Origin of the sequence: Acetobacter senegalensis (assembly GCF_001499615.1) — a bacterium.
GTDB lineage: Bacteria > Pseudomonadota > Alphaproteobacteria > Acetobacterales > Acetobacteraceae > Acetobacter > Acetobacter senegalensis.
In genome coordinates this window covers 1,426,667-1,446,164 of sequence record NZ_LN606600.1, presented here as the reverse complement: position 1 = coordinate 1,446,164, position 19,498 = coordinate 1,426,667, and the positions used below count along the sequence as shown (strand labels likewise).

At 58.5% G+C, this 19,498-nt stretch carries 15 protein-coding genes and 2 tRNA genes; 5 read left to right on the top strand and 12 right to left on the bottom strand.

The window, feature by feature from the left end; all coding sequences use genetic code 11:
- Positions 1-144: 144 nt before the first annotated feature.
- The 5 genes from ASN_RS06440 to ASN_RS06420 all read right to left on the bottom strand — a co-directional run bounded on the left by ASN_RS06440 (position 145) and on the right by ASN_RS06420 (position 6,776).
- Positions 145-1,299: an alpha-hydroxy acid oxidase gene (locus tag ASN_RS06440; RefSeq protein ID WP_058987629.1), complete on the bottom strand. Its 1,155-nt coding sequence runs from the start codon at positions 1,297-1,299 to the stop codon at positions 145-147.
- A 244-nt stretch (positions 1,300-1,543) separates the two neighbouring features.
- The gene (locus tag ASN_RS06435; RefSeq protein WP_231948414.1) at positions 1,544-2,908 is read right to left on the bottom strand and encodes an Hsp70 family protein; all 1,365 of its coding nucleotides are present in this window, start codon (positions 2,906-2,908) and stop codon (positions 1,544-1,546) included.
- Positions 2,909-2,928: 20 nt separating this feature from the next.
- Entirely contained in the window at positions 2,929-4,305 is a 1,377-nt protein-coding gene (locus tag ASN_RS06430; RefSeq protein WP_045541266.1) for a dihydroorotase, read from the bottom strand.
- Positions 4,306-4,470: 165 nt separating this feature from the next.
- A complete protein-coding gene (gorA, locus tag ASN_RS06425; protein WP_006557400.1) occupies positions 4,471-5,868 on the bottom strand; it encodes a glutathione-disulfide reductase in 1,398 nt (465 codons plus the stop codon).
- A 50-nt stretch (positions 5,869-5,918) separates the two neighbouring features.
- Entirely contained in the window at positions 5,919-6,776 is an 858-nt protein-coding gene (locus ASN_RS06420) for a ferredoxin--NADP reductase (protein ID WP_373317145.1), read from the bottom strand.
- A gap of 496 nt (positions 6,777-7,272) precedes the next feature.
- Here ASN_RS06420 and ASN_RS06415 point away from each other — a divergent pair, with 496 nt between their 5' ends.
- Positions 7,273-9,633: a helicase-related protein gene (locus tag ASN_RS06415; protein ID WP_058987627.1), complete on the top strand. Its 2,361-nt coding sequence runs from the start codon at positions 7,273-7,275 to the stop codon at positions 9,631-9,633.
- A gap of 48 nt (positions 9,634-9,681) precedes the next feature.
- Here ASN_RS06415 and ASN_RS06410 read toward each other — a convergent pair whose 3' ends face one another.
- The 3 genes from ASN_RS06410 to ASN_RS19575 are packed head-to-tail and all read right to left on the bottom strand — an operon-like array spanning position 9,682 to position 11,401.
- Positions 9,682-10,632 (bottom strand): SDR family oxidoreductase, encoded by a 951-nt coding sequence (locus ASN_RS06410; RefSeq protein WP_006557405.1) that lies wholly within the window; start codon positions 10,630-10,632, stop codon positions 9,682-9,684.
- A complete protein-coding gene (locus ASN_RS06405; RefSeq protein ID WP_082666796.1) occupies positions 10,632-11,213 on the bottom strand; it encodes a DedA family protein in 582 nt (193 codons plus the stop codon). The genes ASN_RS06410 and ASN_RS06405 overlap by 1 nt, the downstream gene beginning before the upstream one ends.
- Positions 11,213-11,401, bottom strand: coding sequence for a hypothetical protein (locus ASN_RS19575; RefSeq protein ID WP_140385776.1), 189 nt, complete (start codon positions 11,399-11,401; stop codon positions 11,213-11,215). Before ASN_RS19575 ends, ASN_RS06405 begins: the two co-directional genes overlap by 1 nt.
- A 117-nt stretch (positions 11,402-11,518) precedes the next feature.
- Between ASN_RS19575 and ASN_RS06400 the strand changes: the two genes are divergently transcribed.
- Positions 11,519-13,540 carry a S9 family peptidase gene (locus ASN_RS06400; protein ID WP_231948413.1) on the top strand — a complete coding sequence of 674 codons (2,022 nt, stop codon included), beginning with the start codon at positions 11,519-11,521 and terminating at the stop codon, positions 13,538-13,540.
- Positions 13,541-13,699: 159 nt separating this feature from the next.
- On the opposite strand, the gene ASN_RS06395 is transcribed toward ASN_RS06400, so the two are convergent.
- The 4 genes from ASN_RS06395 to ASN_RS06380 form a co-directional block, all read right to left on the bottom strand.
- Positions 13,700-15,337, bottom strand: a complete 1,638-nt coding sequence (locus ASN_RS06395) for an NAD-dependent malic enzyme (protein ID WP_058987625.1) — start codon at positions 15,335-15,337, stop codon at positions 13,700-13,702.
- 292 nt (positions 15,338-15,629) lie between these two features.
- Entirely contained in the window at positions 15,630-16,160 is a 531-nt protein-coding gene (gene nusG / locus ASN_RS06390; RefSeq protein ID WP_006557411.1) for a transcription termination/antitermination protein NusG, read from the bottom strand.
- A gap of 9 nt (positions 16,161-16,169) precedes the next feature.
- On the bottom strand, positions 16,170-16,364 hold the full coding sequence (gene secE, locus ASN_RS06385; protein WP_006557412.1) for a preprotein translocase subunit SecE: 195 nt from the start codon (positions 16,362-16,364) through the stop codon (positions 16,170-16,172).
- A gap of 121 nt (positions 16,365-16,485) precedes the next feature.
- Positions 16,486-16,562: transfer RNA gene (locus ASN_RS06380), tRNA-Trp, on the bottom strand.
- Between the two features lie 222 nt (positions 16,563-16,784).
- Between ASN_RS06380 and ASN_RS06375 the strand changes: the two genes are divergently transcribed.
- The 3 genes from ASN_RS06375 (at position 16,785) to atpA (ending at position 19,489) form a co-directional block, all read left to right on the top strand.
- Positions 16,785-16,858: transfer RNA gene (locus ASN_RS06375), tRNA-Gly, on the top strand.
- A gap of 514 nt (positions 16,859-17,372) precedes the next feature.
- Positions 17,373-17,957 (top strand): ATP synthase F1 subunit delta, encoded by a 585-nt coding sequence (gene atpH / locus ASN_RS06370; RefSeq protein WP_006557415.1) that lies wholly within the window; start codon positions 17,373-17,375, stop codon positions 17,955-17,957.
- Entirely contained in the window at positions 17,957-19,489 is a 1,533-nt protein-coding gene (gene atpA / locus ASN_RS06365; protein ID WP_058987623.1) for a F0F1 ATP synthase subunit alpha, read from the top strand. The genes atpH and atpA overlap by 1 nt, the downstream gene beginning before the upstream one ends.
- Positions 19,490-19,498 lie beyond the last annotated feature (9 nt).

Sequence of the window (19,498 nt, the reverse complement as noted above, 5' to 3'; positions counted from 1 at the left end):
AGAAGACTTTTTCAGTCTTCTGGTAACAATTGCATAACCTTGGCTGGAACATCTGATTCCAGCCCGTGCCCGGAACCACATGGTGACGGTGCGTGCACTGCTCTGTAAAAAGACCGTTCCGTTGGCAGGGCATAAAGCCCTTTTCTAACGTGTGTGGCGGAAGCGCACGGAAGCGCGGGTTATTTCCGCACATGTGTTGGCACCCAGCATGGCCATGTCGCGGTCTATCTCCGCCATCAGAAGTCCAATTGCGTGTGTCACTCCGTTTTCTTCCGCTATGGCAGCAGCGTAGTTGAATGGACGCCCGACAAAAACAAAAGCCGCGCCAAGCGCCAGTGCTTTGAGAATATGGCTTCCACGCCGGAAGCCACTATCAATCATGACCGGCAGCGTTGTAGCCGCCACAATTTCAGGCAGAATGCGCAAAGGGGCAATCGCGCCATCCAACTGACGCCCCCCATGGTTGGAGACAATAATACCATCCACACCATTGTCCGCAGCTAGGCGGGCGTCCTGGGGGTGGAGAATCCCCTTGATGATCAACGGACCTTTCCAGCGCTGGCGGATATGCCGGATATGATCCCAGTTGAAATGATCACGCGCTGTAAAGTCTCGCAGCACGTTTGCGGAAAGAATGGGTGCGCCCCGTTCTGCAAACGAATTTTCAAAATGCGGCATGCCGTGCCGTAACAGAGTGCGGCCAAAAGTGGTTGCAAGCCATCGCGGGTGGGTCAGTCCATCCATGGCCAGTCGCAGGGACGGGCGGAGCGGTGTAGAAAATCCTGTGCGGATGTTATTTTCCCTGTTGGCGCTTATGGGAATATCAACAGTAACAACAAGTTCCTGAAATCCGGCCCTGTGTGCCCGGTCAAGCAGGGCGTCAATCCGTGTTATCTCTCCCGGCAGATAGGCCTGAAACCACGTGCCGGGCGCTGCAGAGCTCACGTCTTCCATGGGAATGAGGGAGGAGCCACTCAGCACCATCGGAATGCCAGCCTTTCTGGCCGCAACCGCCTGCACAATATCGCCCCGATATGCAGAAAGCGCGGATAGCCCCATGGGGGCAATGCCAAACGGGGCGGCATAGGTGCGGCCAAAAAGGGTGGTTTCTTGTGTTCTGCGGGAAACATCCTTCAGAACCTGCGGGACCAGATCAAGGTCAGAAAACGCAGCCTCATTTGCGGTCAGGGAAAGATTGTCCTCTGCGGCTCCGCAAACATATCCAAAAACAGGGCGGGGCAGCTTTCTGCGTGCCGCGGCCTCAAAATCTTTCAGGGCGAGAAAGGAGGAGAGTTTCATGGCTTCCCTTCGGGAACAAGACCTGCGGAAAGCAGCAGCTTATCACTCTTCCTTTTTCAATCCATTGACGAGAGCGTGTAACGCCGTGATCAGAGGCGGGCTCTGCGTCTGATAATCAGCAAACACGCTACTGTTCATCCGCCCCATACGTCAGCGCCTTGCCAAGGCGATGTCTGCGAGGCGTTTCAGCACTCCCCGTTTTGTTGGGACCCTGATTTTTCGCGGCGGCCCGTGCTCCGTGCGGTCAAGCCGCGTGGGCGGCCTTGCTACTCATCAGGGCCAAGCCTTCTGCAACGGAAACAAACTCGCCGCCTGTGTCCACGCGCTCCGTGCCAAAGCGGTGAATGAAGAGGTTCCGCACGGCAGGAACAAAGGATGTGCCACCCGTTAGAAACACGCGGTCAACATCCGCAGCGGTAAGCCCCGCATGTGTCAAAGCCTGATCGACCGCGTTATCAAACTGGGCGAGGTCTGGCGCAATCCAGCTTTCAAATTCCGCACGGGTGATGGTCTGTTCCACCTTGAAGGAGCGGTGTTGAAACCGCAGGATTGTGCTGTCTGCTGAGGAAAGCGCGTTTTTGGCGGCCCCCACGGCACGGTAGAGAGCCTGCCCCTGCTGGTCCTGCACCAGATCAATCAGGGCCCGCAATTTTTGCGGTTCTGAGACTGTGCGGGCCACGTCCTCCATGGCGCGGAGGGTCTGGGGCGTACGCATCAGCGCCAGACGGTGCCACCGGCCAAGGCTTGCATACCATTCTATAGGAACCGGCAAAGGTTCTCCGCCCATCACACGGTATGTACAGTCCCGCCCAAGCAGTGGGGCGATAACCGTGTTCAGAATACGGTAGTCAAACTGATCTCCGGCAATACCAACGCCGGAATGGCCCAGCGGCTCGGCATGGCCGGGACGGGCTGGGTCAAAGCGCAGCACCGAGAAGTCACTGGTGCCGCCGCCAAAGTCGCCAACCAGAATGGTGGTCGGGTTCTCCAGCCGTTGGGCAAAACGCCAGCCAGCGGCTTCTGGCTCCCACGCCAGTTCAACCGAGGGGAAGCCGGCTGCGGTAAAACTGTCGCGCAGGCGTTGGGCACCTAGTGCGTCATCCGGAAAATCTCCGGCAAACTCTACGGGGCGGCCCACCGTTACATCCACGCTGGCAGGGTCAATGGCCACGGCCTGCATCAGGTTGGACAGGAAGCGCGCAATCAACATTTCCAGCGTCAGGCGGCGGCTGAACACTTGCGTCTCGCGGAAGGATTTTTGCGCCAGATAGGACTTCATGGACATGATCATGCGGGATTCCGCCGGATCTTCCAGATAGGCGTCAATCGCCGCTGCCCCTATGGCTTCCTGCTGAATGATGCGGGACCCGACTTCATCCTGCCAGAAACACAGCAGGGTGCGGCAGGTGTCAGACTCTGCATGTTCCGGAAAGCGAAAACGCAGGGTTTCAGTCTTTCCGTCAGGATGTGCCAGCACCACCACGCTGTTGGTGGTGCCAAAATCAATGCCCAGTTTCAACCTGTTGGTGGAGGCACTGGCAGGGCGGGCATCGTAAGGTGCATCCGGGATCGTGTTGCCCGGATGAGGAGGGGCGGAAGGAGCGGTCATGGTGTGGTGTGCGGCGTGTTTCAGGCTGAGGGGCGGTCGGTCATATCAAATTTCAGGGGGGCACCTATGGCTTTGTCGGCCAGTGTGCCTTCCCACATCACTTGGTTACCCCGAATGATGGTGCCCACGGGGCGGCCCATCAGGGTTTCTCCCGTAAAGGGAGACCAGCCACATTTTGAGGCCAGCCAGCTTTGTTCGATTGTCCAGCGGGCCTTGAGGTCCACAATCGAGAAATCAGCATCATACCCTACGGCAATGCGGCCTTTGCGCACCAGCCCGAACAGCCGCTGCGGCCCGGCAGAGGTAAGGTCCACCAGACGGCGCAGGGTGAGCCGGTTATTGGCCACATGGTTCAGCATCAGCGGCAACAGGGTCTGCACCCCCGGCATGCCGGAGGGAGACGCCGGATAGGGTTTGCCTTTGGCCTCCAGCGAGTGGGGGGCGTGGTCAGAGCCGATCACATCCGGCATCCCTTGGCTCATCCAGTGCCAAAGGCCGTCCCGGTGTGCGCCGGAGCGGATGGGCGGGTTCATCTGCGCCAGCGTGCCAAGGCGGGCATAGGCGTCTTCCCCGGCCAGTGTCAGGTGTTGGGGGGTGAGTTCACTGCTGGCAATGTCCCGATGCTGGGAAATCAGCGCCAGTTCCTGCGGTGTTGTAATGTGCAGGATATGCACGCGCCGCCCGGTCTTGCGGGCCAGCCGCAGGGCGCGGGTGGTGGCGCGCAAGGCGGTTTCATCATCCCGCCAGACAGGGTGAGAGGAAGGGTCTCCTTCCACACGTTCGTCCATACGTTCTTTCAGGCGGGCTTCATCTTCCGCATGAATGGCCACGCGGCGCAGGCCAGAGCGCAGCACCCGTTCCAGCATATCATCCTCGGACACCAGCAGATTGCCGGTGGAGGACCCCATGAACACCTTGATCCCTGCCGTGCCGGGCAGTTTTTCAAGTTCTCCGCACTGGTCAGCGTTATCGACTGTCGCGCCGACGTAAAAGGCGTGATCACACCACATACGGTTTCTGGCGCGGGCCAGCTTGTCCGCTACGGCTTCCGGCGTGGACGTGGTGGGCTTGGTGTTGGGCATTTCAAATACGCCTGTCACCCCCCCCAGCACAGCGGCGCGGCTGCCGGATTCCAGATCTTCGTTTTCCGTGGCGCCGGGTTCCCGGAAATGCACCTGTGTGTCGATCACGCCCGGCAGAATGGTCAGGCCCGTGCAGTCCAGTTCCCGTGCGGCTTTGCCTTGGCCACCAATGGCGGCAATCAGCCCATCGCGCACATAAACATCTGTCACCACGGTTGCGTCTGGCAGCACAACGGAGCCGCCTTTCAGAACCAGATCAAATGAACCGTGCGCCGTTGCGGCGGCGCTGCCGGGCGTGCTGCTGGAGAGGGGCATGAAGCTTTAATCCTGTATGCTGGACCTGAAAAAGCGGGGGAATTCGTCAAACCGGAGGCGTGATGGGCTCCGGGCTTCCGTTTTTTCTGGCGGTCGGAGCCCGGAGCGTCAACGCAAAATACGGCCGATGATGTGTGCTGCCACGAAATGCCGTGCTGGTGGAGATCAGCGGGTAGCTGGGGTTTCTCGCGTGCGGGTGCGCATGGTCACCAGTTCTTCGGCAGAGGTAGGATGGATGCCAACAGTGCGGTCAAAATCCACCTTCCGCAGTTCGGCGGTCACAGCCACGGCTACGCCCTGCATCATCTCGGCGGCATCATCGCCCAGAATGTGGGCGCCCACCACTTTCTGACTATCCTGATCCACCACCAGCTTCATGACTGTCTTGCGGTCCTTGCGGCCGCTGAGTGTGTGGCGCATGGGCGTAAAGCGGGTGAAATAGATATCCACGGTGCCATGCTGCGCGGCTTCAGCCTCGCTCAGCCCCACGGATGCCAGCGGTGGTGAAAAGAACACCGCCTTGGGTGTGGTGCGCAAGGACCAGGAACGGGGGCGCTCCTTGCCAAACAGCCGGTCGGCCAGATTGTGGCCTTCCGCAATGGCAACCGGGGTCAGGTTCAGGTGGTCTGTCACATCGCCAATGGCGTAAATGCCGGGCTGGCTGGTCTCACGCTTGCTATCGACTTTGATGCGTCCGTTTTCCGCCGTTTTCACGCCCGTTGTTTCCAGCCCCAGCGAATCGATCTTGGGGCGGCGGCCGGTGGCAAGAAACACGCAGTCTGTTTCAATGGTGTGGCCGTTATTCAGCGTGACAGTATAGGTGCTGCCATTTTTGCTGATCTGGGTAGGGCTGGCCGGAGCATGCTGGGTGATACCGCGAACATGAATGGCCTCCTTCATGGCGGCGCGCATGTCTTCGTCAAAGCCGCGCAGGGGCAGTTCATGGCGGTAAACCAGATCTACCTTTGAGCCCAGCCCCGCAAAAATACCCGCAAATTCGATCCCGATATAGCCGCTGCCCACAATCACCACCCGTTCCGGGCGGGCGGGCAGATGGAAGGCTTCATCAGACGTAATGGCGTGTTCGGCCCCCGGAATATCCGGCTTCATGGGCGTGGAGCCCGTGGCGATGACAATATGTTTGGCTGTAACCGTGCGTGGTGCTTCAGTCGGAGCGAGCGGTGAAGGCTCAATGCGCACGGTATGGGCGTTTTCAAAACGGGCATGGCCGGTCAGCAGCGTGATACCTGCCTTTTCCAGCATGGACACGTAAATGCCGTTCAGGCGCGTAATTTCCTGATCTTTGGCGGCAATCAGTTTTGCCCAGTCATGCGTGCCGCGGGTGCTGTTCCAGCCAAAGGCATGGCTGTCTTCCACCATGTCCCCATATTCGCTGGCTTGAACCATCAGCTTTTTGGGCACGCAGCCCAGATTGACGCAGGTACCGCCCCAGTGGCGGCTTTCCACCACCGCCACACGGGCGCCATGCCCAGCCGCGATTCGCGCACAGCGTACGCCGCCGGAGCCTGCGCCTATGACTAGAAGATCAAACTCATGCGTCATTGGCGCAGGCTCCTTGTGCCGGGAATGGAAAACGGGATTGCAGAGACCCCTTAGCGTCCTGCGAAGGCTTTTTCCACCACGTAGGAGCCAGGGTTGGACATATTGCCTTCATCAAACCCGCGGGCCTGCAGCAGGGCTTCCGTATCTGCCAGCATTTCCGGAGAACCGCAGATCATCACGCGGTCATGCTCGGGGTCCAGTTCCGGAATGTTCAGATCACTGAAGATCTTGCCGGTTTCAATCAGCTTGGTGATGCGGTCGGTCACGGCAAATTCTTCACGCGTCACGGCCGGGTAATACAGCAGCTTGCCAGAGATATCCTCGCCCAGGAATTCGTGTTCCGGCAGTTCATGGCGAATGTGGTTGGCATAGGCCAGCTCGCCGGAAATACGCACCGTGTGGCTGAGGATGACGTGATCATAGCGTTCATAGCAGGCCGGATCCTTGATCAGGCTCATGAACGGTGCCAGCCCCGTGCCGGTGGACAGGAAATACAGGTTCCGGCCCGGACGTAGGTTATCCAGAATCAGGGTGCCGGTCGGCTTGCGGCCAATCAGAACCGTATCGCCTACCTTCACATGGCGCAGGCGGGAGGTCAGCGGACCATCCGGCACGGCAATGGAGAGGAACTCCAGTTCATCTTCATAGTTAGGAGAGGCCAGGGAATAGGCGCGCAGCAGCGGTTTTTCGTTCAGTTCAATGCCGATCATGGCGAACTGGCCGTTTTCAAACCGCAGGCCGGGGTCACGGGTGGTCGTGAAGCTGAACAGACGGTCTGTCCAGTGATGGACTGTCAGCACCTTGGCGGGATACAGGTGCCCGTATTCCTTGGTGGGCGGCGCAAGATGCCACATACCGTCCTGTCCATCCACGGGCAGAAGGCCGGTGGGCACTTCCGAGGCGGACATTTTGGGCAGGATATCGGAAAAGGTTCCGGTCAGCTTTTCTGGCATGGTTTCAGACATGGGCCGCTTTATACTCCGCTTGCAGCAGATCGAGAGAATGCCCCTCATTGCCCCGTTGGTTCTGGTCTCACTCCTGAACGGCACAAAGGCGTATTTTCGGGGCGTGTTTTCTAGTCGTGGCGGCGTTTCTAAGGGCACAGAAGGCCAGATGCCAGCGTAAATTCATCATCCACCTTGTTCTTTTACGACAGGCTGAGAGCCTATTTTCTTTTGAAACAAAGAGTTAGCATGCAAACAATGCACTGAGACCATACGTGAGATGCCATGGGCGAGACTCCGGGTTTCGCCTGCATCATGACAAGGTGGGGCGTGAATCTTTCATTGTGCGCCTCGGGCGGGGTGTTTGGGCCGCCGCCGGATGTGACGCCACCATGAAATACGGCAGTCTTTGCCCTGTGGGGCATTGTTCCGGTGCGCAGGACGGGGCATGAGTAGAGGCATGACGTCAGAACCTTTTGCCTCCCCCGCGCGTGAGGCGTTTGTCCATGTTGCAGCCCGAACCGGGCTGGACGTTGAGCCCAAGGAAGAGCAGGAGGTTCTGCGCCGCGTTGCGCGTGCGCTTGAACCCGGTGCACGGGATATTCCGGATGAGACATTCCGCACCATTCTGTGCACGGTGCGGCGCAAGAAGCGTATTTCCCGGCTGGTAGACCTTACCCGCCGCAGCGGGCGTATCTGGGTCACGCGGGACGAGATCGAACAGGCTGTTGCTACCATAACCGAGCCCGAAGCCGGAGATACGGAGCTGGAGCGTGCTCTGGCTCCGGTAGCGGAAGAACGGCTGCGGTCCTACGCCAAAACACCCAAGGCTGTGTTTGAGGCCGTGCAGGCAGACCTGCTGGATACGGGGCGCGTGCTCTCTCCCGGCCAGACAGACCTTCTGCTTATGGCCATTGCCGTGGCCTTCGGCCTGCCGGAGGGCGATCCTTTTCTGGATACAGCCCGGCAGGAGGAAGCCCAGCGCCAGAAAGTGGCGCATACCATTGAACGCACGGCGCAGGAAAAACGACAAAAGGAAGAGCAACGCCTTCAGGCGTGGGAAGAAAGCCTTGTTCCCTTCAAGGACGTTCCGCGGATTCTCCGTTGCTCGCACAAGGAAGCACTTCGCTGGATTGCCGAGAACCGGCTGCCCGTGGCCCGAAAGGTGCGCGAATCGGGTGGGCGGGAACGGTGGGAGTTTGACCCGGCTGAACTTGTGGCCCTGCGGGACAAACTGGTCGAATGGCGTATTGGCAGCGGTACTCCCGCGCCTGGCAGCCCCCGTGTGCAGGCCGATATGGGGCGGAAGGTGGCCAACTCGGTCATTGCACGGGTGGCGGCCCTTGATCGGTATGCCGCGCATTTTCGTACGGCCCGCGCGCTCAACCGTCGCATTACGCTGGTCACCGGCCCAACCAACAGCGGCAAATCCTACACCGCGCTGAATGCACTGGCGCAGGCTGAAAGTGGTCTGGCGCTCGCGCCCCTCCGGTTGCTGGCGCATGAGTTCCGGGAGGCACTGGCCTCACGCGGCGTAGAAGCCTCTCTCGCCACTGGTGAGGAACGCATTATTGTGCCGGAAAGCCGTCATCTGGCGGCCACGGTGGAAATGTGCCCGTTCTACAATCCCGTTGATGTTGCGGTGATTGATGAAGCCCAGATGCTGTTTGATACAGATCGGGGTGCTGCATGGACTGCCGCCATCATGGGGGCTCCTGCCCGTCATCTTTACGTGCTGGGTGCGCCAGACTGTATCCCCATGGTGCGGCGCATTGCCGAACTATGTGGAGACCCGCTGGATGAAATCTCGCTGGAACGGAAAAGTCCGCTCCGGGCAGCGGCTCAGCCTGTCAAACTGACCGATCTTACAACAGGTGACGCGCTGATTGCGTTTTCTCGCCGGGAAGTGCTGGATCTGCGGGCCGCCCTGATGCAGCACGGGCGGCGTGTGGCAGTGGTGTATGGGGCACTCAGCCCGGAAGTACGCCGTGCAGAGGCTCAGCGGTTCAATTCTGGCGCGGCCGATATCCTGATAGCTACAGATGCCATTGGCATGGGGCTGAATCTGTCCATCAAGCGGGTGGTGTTTGCCGCCCTGAAAAAATTTGATGGCAAGCAGACGCGTGATCTTACGGTGCAGGAAGTCAAGCAGATTGGCGGGCGTGCGGGCCGGTATGGCAAGCATGAAGTCGGCACTGTGGCGGTCTTGGCTGGTGCGGGTAGCCCGTCCTTTATTCGCCGCCAACTGGAAGCGGATGCGGAACTGCCGGAAGATTTACGTCCCTTTGTGCAGCCGGACGCCGATATTGTGCGGGCGGTTGCGACCGAAATCGGGTCAGAAAGCCTGTATGGCGTACTGTCCCGTATTCATAGAGCCGTTCTGCGCAAGGATGATCCCAATTACCGGCTGGCGGATATGGAACAGGCCTTTGCTATCGCTTCGGCGCTGGAAGGGGTGGACGGGCTGGATCTGACAACCCGCTGGTCCTACGCCATGTGCCCGGTGGATGATCGGGACAACGGGATTCGCCGTCTGGTAGGCTGGGCAGCCGACCATGCGGCGGGTCGGCGTGTGCTGCCACCGGGCACGGGCCGCCTTCCTCCGAGTGAACGCGCCAGCCGCGAAGAACTGGAACGTGCGGAAAAGCGGCACAAGCGATTGGTGGCGTGGCGCTGGTTGGCGCTGCGCTTTCCGGAGTTTTATCCGGACCGGGAAGAAGCCGAAGACACGACTCGTAAACTGAATGACTGGATTGAAAGCGTCCTCCGCCAGCAGAGCCGCACCCGCACCACGGCGGGCTCTCGCCGTGGGCACGGATAACAGGGCTTTTTCTGACCGGGCCTGTTGAGCGCCTTCCGGGGGAGGGCTTTACCAGCCCAGCCCGGTCAGCCGTTCAGACACATCCCACAGCCGTTCCGCTGTGCTGGCTTTCAGGGCTTCAGGTGGCACATGGGCCGGACCGGGCAGTCCCCGGCGTTCTGCACGTCCCTGAGGGCCGTAATAGTCTCCATCCCGGGCGGCAGGGGAGAGCGCAGCGTAGAGCAGGGGTTCAGCCCCTCGCGCAGCGGACTGGCCCATTATCCGTAATACGACTCCGCCCAATGTTTCTTCTACCTTGCCAATGGGGCCCGGCAGGGCGGAGGCAGGACCATTGGCAACAATGGAAGTGGAAGACCATCCCGGATGTGCAGCGCGGGAGTGGAGTTTCCATCCAGCGTCTCCTGCACGTCGGGCCAGCTCACGCGCAAAAAGCAGATTAGCCAGTTTGCTCTGCTGATAGGCTCCAAACGGGCTGTAGCGGTGGCGGAACTGGAGATCATCAAAATGGATGGAGCCTTTGCAGGCTGCCAGACTGGCCACAGTCACCACAACACCACCGCCTGCCGCCGCTTCCAGCAAGGGGCGCAGATGATAGGTCAACGCAAAATGGCCAAGATGATTGGTGCCGAACTGGAGTTCAAACCCGTCCTGAGTCTCCTTCCGGCGGGCAGGCGCCATGACACCGGCATTATTGATAAGAAAATCCAGCCGGTTGGTATGATGCGCAACAACTGCCGCGCAGGCGGCAACAGACTCAAGGGACGTAAGATCCAGCGTCAGCAGGTCTACTTCTGCGGTCGGGCAACGGGTCTTCAGGTTTTCCACCGCCACAAGCCCGCGTGCATTGTTGCGCACCGGCAGCAGCAGGCGTGCCCCCCGCATGGCCAGCCCGCAGGCCGTTTCAAACCCCAGCCCGCTGTTGGCGCCCGTTACCAGTGCAACTTTTCCCTGCAAGCTGGGCTGCTTGGCCGTTACGGCCCACTCGTGTCGTCCAATCATTAAGGGATAATCCGTAACCGTTCGTCATTTTCCGCGGCTTTCAAGGCTTCCTCCGTCAGGCGTTTCTCGTTGCGTTTCAGGAAAAGGAATGACGCGGTAATAATGATGATGGCGCAAACGCCGAACCCGATGCCCACCGGGCCAGACAGTTTGAGCACCTCATTCCCCAGCATATAGGTGCAAAAGGCGTATCCTCCTGCCCAGCATATGCCACCTAACGCATTGTGCCATAAAAACGTGTGCCACGGCATATGGTTCGCCCCGGCCAGCAGCGCTACAAACATGCGCAGAACCGCAATAAACCGGCCAAAAAACACCACTGATCCGCCATGCTTCAAAAACACATAGCGGCCCAGCAACAAACGCTCAGGTGTAAGCCCGATCTTGGGGCCGTATTTCTGCAACAGTTTCAGCCCCAGCGCACGGCCCAGCAGATACCCGAAATTGTCACCCATGATGGCACCTGTCACGGCGGCGATAATAACGCCCGTAATGTGCAGCTTGTGGGTTGTGGCGCAGAATAAAGCAGCGGTGATGATCAGGCTTTCCGCAGGCAGGGGCAGGCCCATGCTTTCCAGCATCACCACCACGCCAACCACGGCATAACCGTATTGGGAGAACAGGCCATCCAAATGCTGGAGCGAAAAGTAGGATTCAAGAGTGTGTAGCAGGACGGGTTATCCATTTCTGGCAGATCGGGTGTCACAGGCAGGAACAGTGTTGGGTGCGGGGTGTCAAGTCTGTCTGCGGGCGGAGGGTGAGCAATCATGCTGGGCTGCACCGCTGGAGATATGAGGGAAAAACCCTATCATGGTGAAAAGAGCATCTGCATGCGCCGGGTTGCGTTGGGCGCGTGCGTTATTGTTTTCTGGTCAAGGAGCCCCTGATGCCTGATGCGCCTATCTCTGCCGAAGTCTCCAGCGTTGCCAAAAAGGAGAGCAGCAAGCAGCCATTGCCCTGTGGCACCTGGCCCTCCCGTGTCACGGTAGATCTGGTGGCAGGGAAAACACGCACACTTTCTGAAGTCAGTGTTGATGGGACCGTGGTGTACTGGCTGGAGCGGCGGCCCTCGGAAAAGGGGCGCACGGTTCTCATGCGGTGGTGTGAGGCTTCCGGAAGTCAGGAGGTTCTGCCGCCCGAGTGTGATGTCGCAACACGGGTGCATGAATATGGGGGCGGGGCATATGCTGTCCGGAACGGGCAGGTTGTCTTCTCTGACAAGCGAACAGGTGGCTTATGGGGGCAGCTTGCCGAAGATGCCACTCCTGTCTGTCTGGCACCGGGCGAGGGGCTACGTTATGCGGACCTCCGATTTGATCAGGCAGGTCATACGGTGCTGGCCGTGCGGGAAGATCATCGCACACAAGGGGAGCCAAAGGCGGCTCTTGTTGCTGTTTCCGTTGGCTCCGATCCTGTGGGGGAAGGGGCTGTGCTTTATACGGGGCCAGACTTTCTTTCTTCTCCGGCACTTTCTCCTGATGGCGCATTTCTGGCGTGGATTGAGTGGGATCACCCCAATATGCCGTGGGATGCCACGCGCCTCTGTCTTGCCCGTGTTGTGCGCGATACGGAGGGACAGATTCGGGCGCTTGAGGATCGGCGTGTTTTAGCCGGAGAAACACAGGCCGAATCGATTCTCGAACCTCGCTGGACAGACGACGGGCGGTTGCTGGTTATTTCTGATCGGTCAGGCAGTTGGACCGTCTGGCAGGTAGAGCCGTCGGCTCAGTCATTGCACAATTCGGCGCAACAGGCGGATATACCCCTTTCTGGATTGACGCTGCTTCCTATGCCGGAGGGCGAAATCGGTCAGTCGGCATGGGTGTTCGGCCAGCGCAGCTATCAGCCTCTGCCGCAGGGGAGCATTCTGGTTCTGGCTGTGCGGGAAGGGGTGACACACTGTTTGTGCGTGAGCCGCGAGGGCACAGTGACACCCTTTGCCGCGCATCCTGAACAATGCCCTGTGCCTTTGGCCAATGGCCACTTTGCATGGCTTGAAGCACCATCAGACGCCTTGCCAACGGTCGTTGTGGGCACGGTGCAGAACGGCGTGCAGCAGGTTCTTCAGCATTCTGCGGCTCTAACCCTTTCTTCGGATGATATTTCCCGGCCCGAGACAATTCGTTTCCCGGTTGAGGAAGGAGGCGAACCACTGGGCCACGCCTTTTTCTATCCGCCAGCCAACAGTGCTGCCCGTGTACCAGAAGGGGAGCGTCCCCCCATGATTGTGCTGGTGCATGGTGGTCCTACCGCCCGCGCGCAGGAAGGACTGTCTTTCAAGGTGCAGTGGTGGACATCGCGTGGCTTTGCTGTGCTGGATGTGAACTACGGTGGCTCCACAGGGTTCGGCAGGCAGTGGCGCGAGCGCCTGAAAGGGGCCTGGGGCGTGGTGGATGTGGCGGACTGCATTGCCGCCTGCCAGCATATGGTCAAAACCGGACGGATTGATCCGGCCCGAATCGCTATTCGGGGTTCCAGTGCTGGTGGCATGACGGTGCTGGTGGCGCTGGCATCCTCGTCTCTCTTTGCCGCCGGGGTCAGCCTGTATGGCGTGACAGACCTGCGTGCACTGGCGCAGGAGACCCATAAATTTGAAGCACGCTATCTGGATGGACTGATTGGACCGTGGCCAGAGGCCGAATCGGTCTATCTGGCGCGCTCTCCTCTTTCCGTGGCGGCGCGCATCCGGGCCCCCGTTCTGCTGTTGCAGGGTGCGGAAGATCAGGTGGTTCCCCCTGCTCAGGCATACGCTATGGCCGATGCCCTGAAGGCAGCAGGCACACCTTGCATTTTGCACGAATTCCCTGGTGAGGGGCACGGTTTTCGGCAGGAAAGCACCATTCGTAAGGCGTGGAAGGAAGAGCTGGCGTTTTATGGCCAGGTGTTTGGTTTTCAGCCTCAGGGCTAAGCGGCGGGGTGACCTGTCTTAAATGTGATCACCGGTTGTCTCTTCATCTGGAGCCGGAGGGCGTGGTACCCGTTGAAGCAAGAAAAAAGGCCGGTTCCCCTTTCAGGGAATCGGCCTTTCTTGTGTCTCAGGCAATGGAGGTGTGACGCCTGAAAGCCCTTAGAATTCCGCGTAACGCGGAGAATAGGTCAGGCTCTCAATCCATGCCCGGATATCTGTTGGGCGGTCCACCGTGGCGGCCCCTTTTTCAAAAATGAACTCCGCAATACGGGCTGCGGAGGTGATGGACACTTCCAGAATATCGCTCTGCGGTGGGAACAACCGTCCACGTTCCTGAGAAATGGGGCTGACCTGATCGGCCAGAGCGCGGGCCGCTTCAATGACCATTTCGTTGGTAATCACGTCCGGACAGGTTGCGTAGACTGCCAGCGCCAGCGCGGGGAAAATATAAAAATTGTTGGCCTGGCCGGGGTAGAAGGTCTTGTCGTTCAGCGTGACTTCCGGGAACTGGATGCCTGCCGCAAAAAGCGCGCGCCCGTTGGACCATGTATAAGCCTGCTCGGCCGTGCATTCCGCGTTGGTGCCCGGCAGGGAAAGGGCAAAGATTACGGGGCGTTCATTCAGGGCAGACATGGCTTCCACCACGTCCTGCGTAAATGCGCCGCCTGCGGTTGAAACCCCAACCAGAACCGTTGGCTTCACGGTTTTCACCATCGCCAGCAGATCTTTCGATGCAGGCATGGTCTTGGCGTAGCGGGCCTGCTGTGGGGAGAGATCCGTGCGGGATGTTTCCAGCAGTCCGTTCACGTCCATCAGCGTAATGCGGGAAATGGCATCTTCTTCCGAGACACCTTCCAGCTTCATGGCGGAGACGAGCATATCTGCCGTGCCCAGCCCTGAAGAGCCAGCACCAAGGAACAGGATGCGTTGCTCAGCCAGCGATTCGCCCTTGATTTTGAGGGCCGTGATCAGCCCGGCCAGCGTAACGGCTGCCGTGCCCTGAATGTCATCATTATAGCAGCGAATCCGATCCTGATATTTTTCCAGATACCGGATGGCGTCCGTGCCTTTCCAGTCCTCAAAGTGGATCACGCAGCGCGGGAACACGGCGCGCACCGCCTGAATGAATTCTTCCACAAATTCATCCAGAACCTCTTCAGACGGCGGCTCACGCCGCAGACCCAGATAAAGCGGATCAGCGCGAAGCGCCGTGTTGGTCGTGCCAATATCAAGCTGAATGGGCAGCAGCACATCAGGCGGCACGGCACCGCAGGCGGTGTACAGATGCAGCTTGCCAATGGGGATACCCATGCCGTTTACGCCGATATCGCCCAACCCCAGAATGCGGCCGCCGGTGGTCACGCAGATGGCGCGTACATCCGTGACCGGCCAGTTGCGCAGCACCTCTTCAATCCGGCCCTTCATTTCCAGGCTGATATACATGCCACGTGGGCGCCGATAGATGTGGCTGAACTGCTTGCACACTGTTGCCAGCGTGGGAGCGTACACAATCGGCACAAACTTGGCCGGGTTGGACATCAATACGCGGAAGAACAGGGTTTCGTTCTGGTCACGCAGGCCGCTCAGATAAATATAGCGTTCCAGATCATTGGGCTTGGCATCCAGATGCCGTTGCACCCGCTCCACCTGCCTGTCCAGACTTTCCACATGCGTTGGCAGGAGACCTTCCAGACCATAAAGGCGGCGTTCTTCCGTTGTAAACGCCGTGCCTTTGTTAAGGCGTGCGTCATTGAGGAGGGACATTCCCCGGGCAGGAGGCGGTGTGGTGCTGGGCATGGAAGACCTTTGAAAAATGGAACACAAGGCCCGCTTTATAACGCTCAAAAGCGCGTGACGGGCAGCGGCTTTGTCTCAGGGAACGTATCAAATATCTGAAAGCTGCCGGTTGAGTTTTTCAAGATAGAGCTATGCTTTTACAGGAACAGTAAAATCGGTTTTCAAAACGGGCACCGGCAGCAAAGTCTTGGCGGCTCAGATGGCCTGCTGGCAGAAAGGGAGGACCGAAAACAAAAAAAGTGGCCACAAGGGCCACTTTTTCAGGAAATCCAGAAACTGGAACAATACCAAATCAGAGCTTTTCAACCTGATTATATTCCAGATCAACCGGCGTAGACCGCCCGAAGATGGAGACGCTGACTTTCAGGCGACCCTTTTCTTCGTCAATTTCTTCAATCACGCCATTGAAGGAGGTGAACGGACCATCCGCCACGCGAATCTGTTCACCAACTTCGAACGTAACAGCCGAACGCGGATGCTGAATGCCTTCCTGCGTCTGCTTGATAATCCGTTCAGCTTCTGCTGCAGAAATGGGGGTCGGCCGATTTCTGGTGCCCAGAAACCCCGTAACCTTGGGCGTATCCTTGACCAGATGCCAGGATTCGTCCGTCATTTCCATTTTCACCAGCACATAGCCGGGGAAAAACTTGCGTTCAGCGTTAACTTTCTGGCCGCGGCGCACTTCAATGACTTCTTCTGAAGGAACCAGAATCTCGTCAATGTGGTCTGCCAGACCCTTCTGCTCAGCCTGTTCGCGAATATGCTGCGCAATTTTCTTTTCGAAGCCCGAATAGACGTGGACCACGTACCAACGTTTGGCCATGTCGTTTCCTCAGCCTCCCAGTCCGAACAATTGACGCACGCCAAGACCAATCAACTGGTCAACGACGAAAAAGAACACCGATGCCATGCCTGCCATGGCAAGAACGGCACCTGTTGTAATGAGAGTGGCGCGGCGTGTGGGCCATGTAACCCGTTCGGCCTCGGCACGCACATCACGCAGAAACTTACCGGGACTGACCGACACGAACCATCCTCTCTCCGCTGACTGGCCCGACGCAATGCGGGCAGACAGTGCAGCCTGAAAAACTCTTCAATTCTGTCAGGAAACGCCGCATGCGCAGCAAACTTTTCCAGCCAGCATAAACTGGCAGGGGTGGAGGGTCTCGAACCCACAACCTCCGGTTTTGGAGACCGGCGCTCTAGCCAATTGAGCTACACCCCTGCAATGCGACTGCCGTCACTACAGGCCGAGCATAACGGAAACCCGTCAGCCTGACCAGCCGTGCGCGGCCCTTGCAGGAGGCGGAACAAAATATGTTGTGAGGATAAAGTCAAGAGGCAGAAGACGATAACCTGCAAGATGGTGCAGATCAGGCACAAAAAACCGCATGAACGGGGGCTTGCAGGACAGACGGATTTTAGCGTAAAAGCATCGCCACGGAGTGCGGGCATAGCATAGTGGTAATGCAGTAGCCTTCCAAGCTACCGAGGAGGGTTCGATTCCCTCTGTCCGCTCCAAGCTTTCCCCTACATGTTATAAAAACTGCCATTTCAGCCCTCTTAAAAGCGGCATGAGAATGGAACAGTTTTCTTGCGTCTCGCCAGTGGGCGATATGGGGCAGAAATTTTTTTCAAAAATATGAAATTCTAACGTCACGCTGTTTTTGTGCTCCTTCCGGTGTGCCGTTTTGTGGATTCGGGGCGCGTCGTTTATTTTCTAGAAAGAGTGGGCCGGCTCTGATGTCAGGTGTGTGCGGTATTACGGATAGGGTCTCCGTGCCTCAAAACGTGCGCCATATTTCTGCATCGCTCATTCCGCTTTTTTCTCGGGCTTTGCGATGAGAGGATTCGTTTTTCCTCCCTTGGGAGCCAGAAAACGGCCCCGATCTTAAAATTAGAGTTAAGCTGCCAGTTGCGTGGTGTGTTTCAGCATGCTAGAGGCCGCGCCGACGCATGCTTGTGGTTCCTGACGGACCAGAGGCGGAGTCATGACGTGGAATGCCGGCGCGCACAGAAGGAAAGAGCCTAAAAAGTGGTGGCCTCGGGCGTAACGACAGCACAACCGGTTGCTTTTGCTGCCAACGGTCTTGAAGGCCGTTATGCAACTGCGCTTTATGAACTCGCAGCAGATCAGCAGCAGCTTGACGCAGTGCTTGATGAAGGGGCGGCTCTTGCCCGCCTGATTGATGAAAGCGCGCCGCTGCGCACTGTTCTGGCTGACACACGGCTGGATATCCTCGTATCGCGCAAAGCTGTTCTGGCAGCTCTTGAAGCGCAGGGATTCAGCCAGATCATCAGAAATTTTGTTGGCGTTGTGGCTGATAACCGCCGCCTGCCTGTGCTGCGGCGCATTCTGGCCTCGCTGGATGCGCTGGCGGCGTCGCGCCGTGGTGAAGTGGTGGCCGAGGTGGTAAGCGCCCAGCCCCTTTCCACACCGCAGCGCGCCCAGCTTCAGGTTCGCCTGGCAGAGGCTGGTTATTCCCGCGTTACAATCCGTGAGCGTGTCGACGCTTCCCTCCTCGGCGGTCTCGTCGTGCGTGTGGGGGCTAAACTTTATGACGCCAGTCTTCAGACCCGCCTGTTTCGTTTGCATTACGCCATGAAGGGAGCCGCGTGATGGAAATCCGTCCCGCAGAGATTTCGGATATCCTCAAGCAGCAGATTGCTTCGTTCGACAAGGAATCCGATGTTGTCGAAACCGGCACTGTCCTGTCCGTAGGGGATGGTATTGCCCGTGTGTTCGGCCTGCAGAATGTCATGGCGGGTGAGCTCGTTGAGTTCCCGTCCGCTGGCCAGAAAGGCATGGCGCTGAACCTCGAAAGCGATAACGTTGGTATCGTGATTTTCGGGGATGACACCAACATCCGTGAAGGCGACACCGTCAGCCGTTCCGGTGTTGTGGTGGAAGTGCCCACCGGCAAAGGCCTGCTGGGCCGCGTTGTGGACGGTCTGGGTAACCCGATCGACGGCAAGGGTCCGCTGACCAACGTTGAAATGCGTCGCGCTGAAGTCAAGGCTCCCGGCATCATGCCGCGTCAGTCTGTTAGCGAACCGATGCAGACCGGCATTAAGGCCATTGACGCACTGGTGCCCGTTGGCCGTGGCCAGCGTGAACTGGTGATTGGTGACCGTCAGACTGGTAAAACAACCATTCTGACCGACACCATCCTGGCGCAGAAGACCGTCAATGATGAAGGCGACGACAAGAAGTCCCTTTACTGCATTTACGTAGCAGTTGGTCAGAAGCGTTCCACAGTGGCGCAGCTTGTGCGTCTGCTGGAAGAAAAGGGTGCGCTGCAGTACTCCATCGTTGTGGCTGCCACGGCGTCTGATCCGGCTCCGCTTCAGTATCTGGCACCGTATTCTGCCTGCGCCATGGGCGAATATTTCCGTGACAACGGCATGCATGCCCTGATCTGCTACGATGATCTGTCCAAGCAGGCTGTGGCTTACCGTCAGATGTCCCTGCTGCTGCGTCGTCCGCCGGGCCGTGAAGCTTATCCGGGTGACGTGTTCTACCTGCACTCCCGTCTGCTGGAACGCGCTGCAAAGATGTCCGACGCCCACGGCGGAGGTTCTCTTACCGCTCTGCCGGTGATTGAAACCCAGGCTGGTGACGTTTCCGCTTATATCCCGACCAACGTGATTTCCATCACCGATGGTCAGATCTTCCTGGAAACCGATCTGTTCTACCGTGGTATCCGCCCGGCCGTAAACGTTGGTGGCTCTGTGTCCCGCGTTGGTTCCGCCGCGCAGATCAAGGCCATGAAGCAGGTTGCAGGCAAGATCAAACTGGAACTGGCCCAGTATCGTGAAATGGCAGCGTTCTCTCAGTTCGCGTCAGATCTTGATCCGGCTACCCAGAAGCAGCTGGCACGTGGTGCCCGTCTGGTGGAACTGCTGAAGCAGCCGCAGTCTTCTCCCCTTACGGTGGAAGAGCAGGTTGTGGTGCTGTATGCCGGAACCCGTGGCTTTATTGATGGTATCGCCGTTGATAAGGTTGTGGCATGGGAACGCGCTCTGCTGGGTGACCTGCAGAATGCGGGCAAGGATATTCTTGAAGCCATTGGCAAGGATCGCCAGTTGACCAAGGATACCGAAGCGCGTCTGACGGAATATCTGACCACCTTCAACCGTAATTTCGGCTGAGGGAGCAGG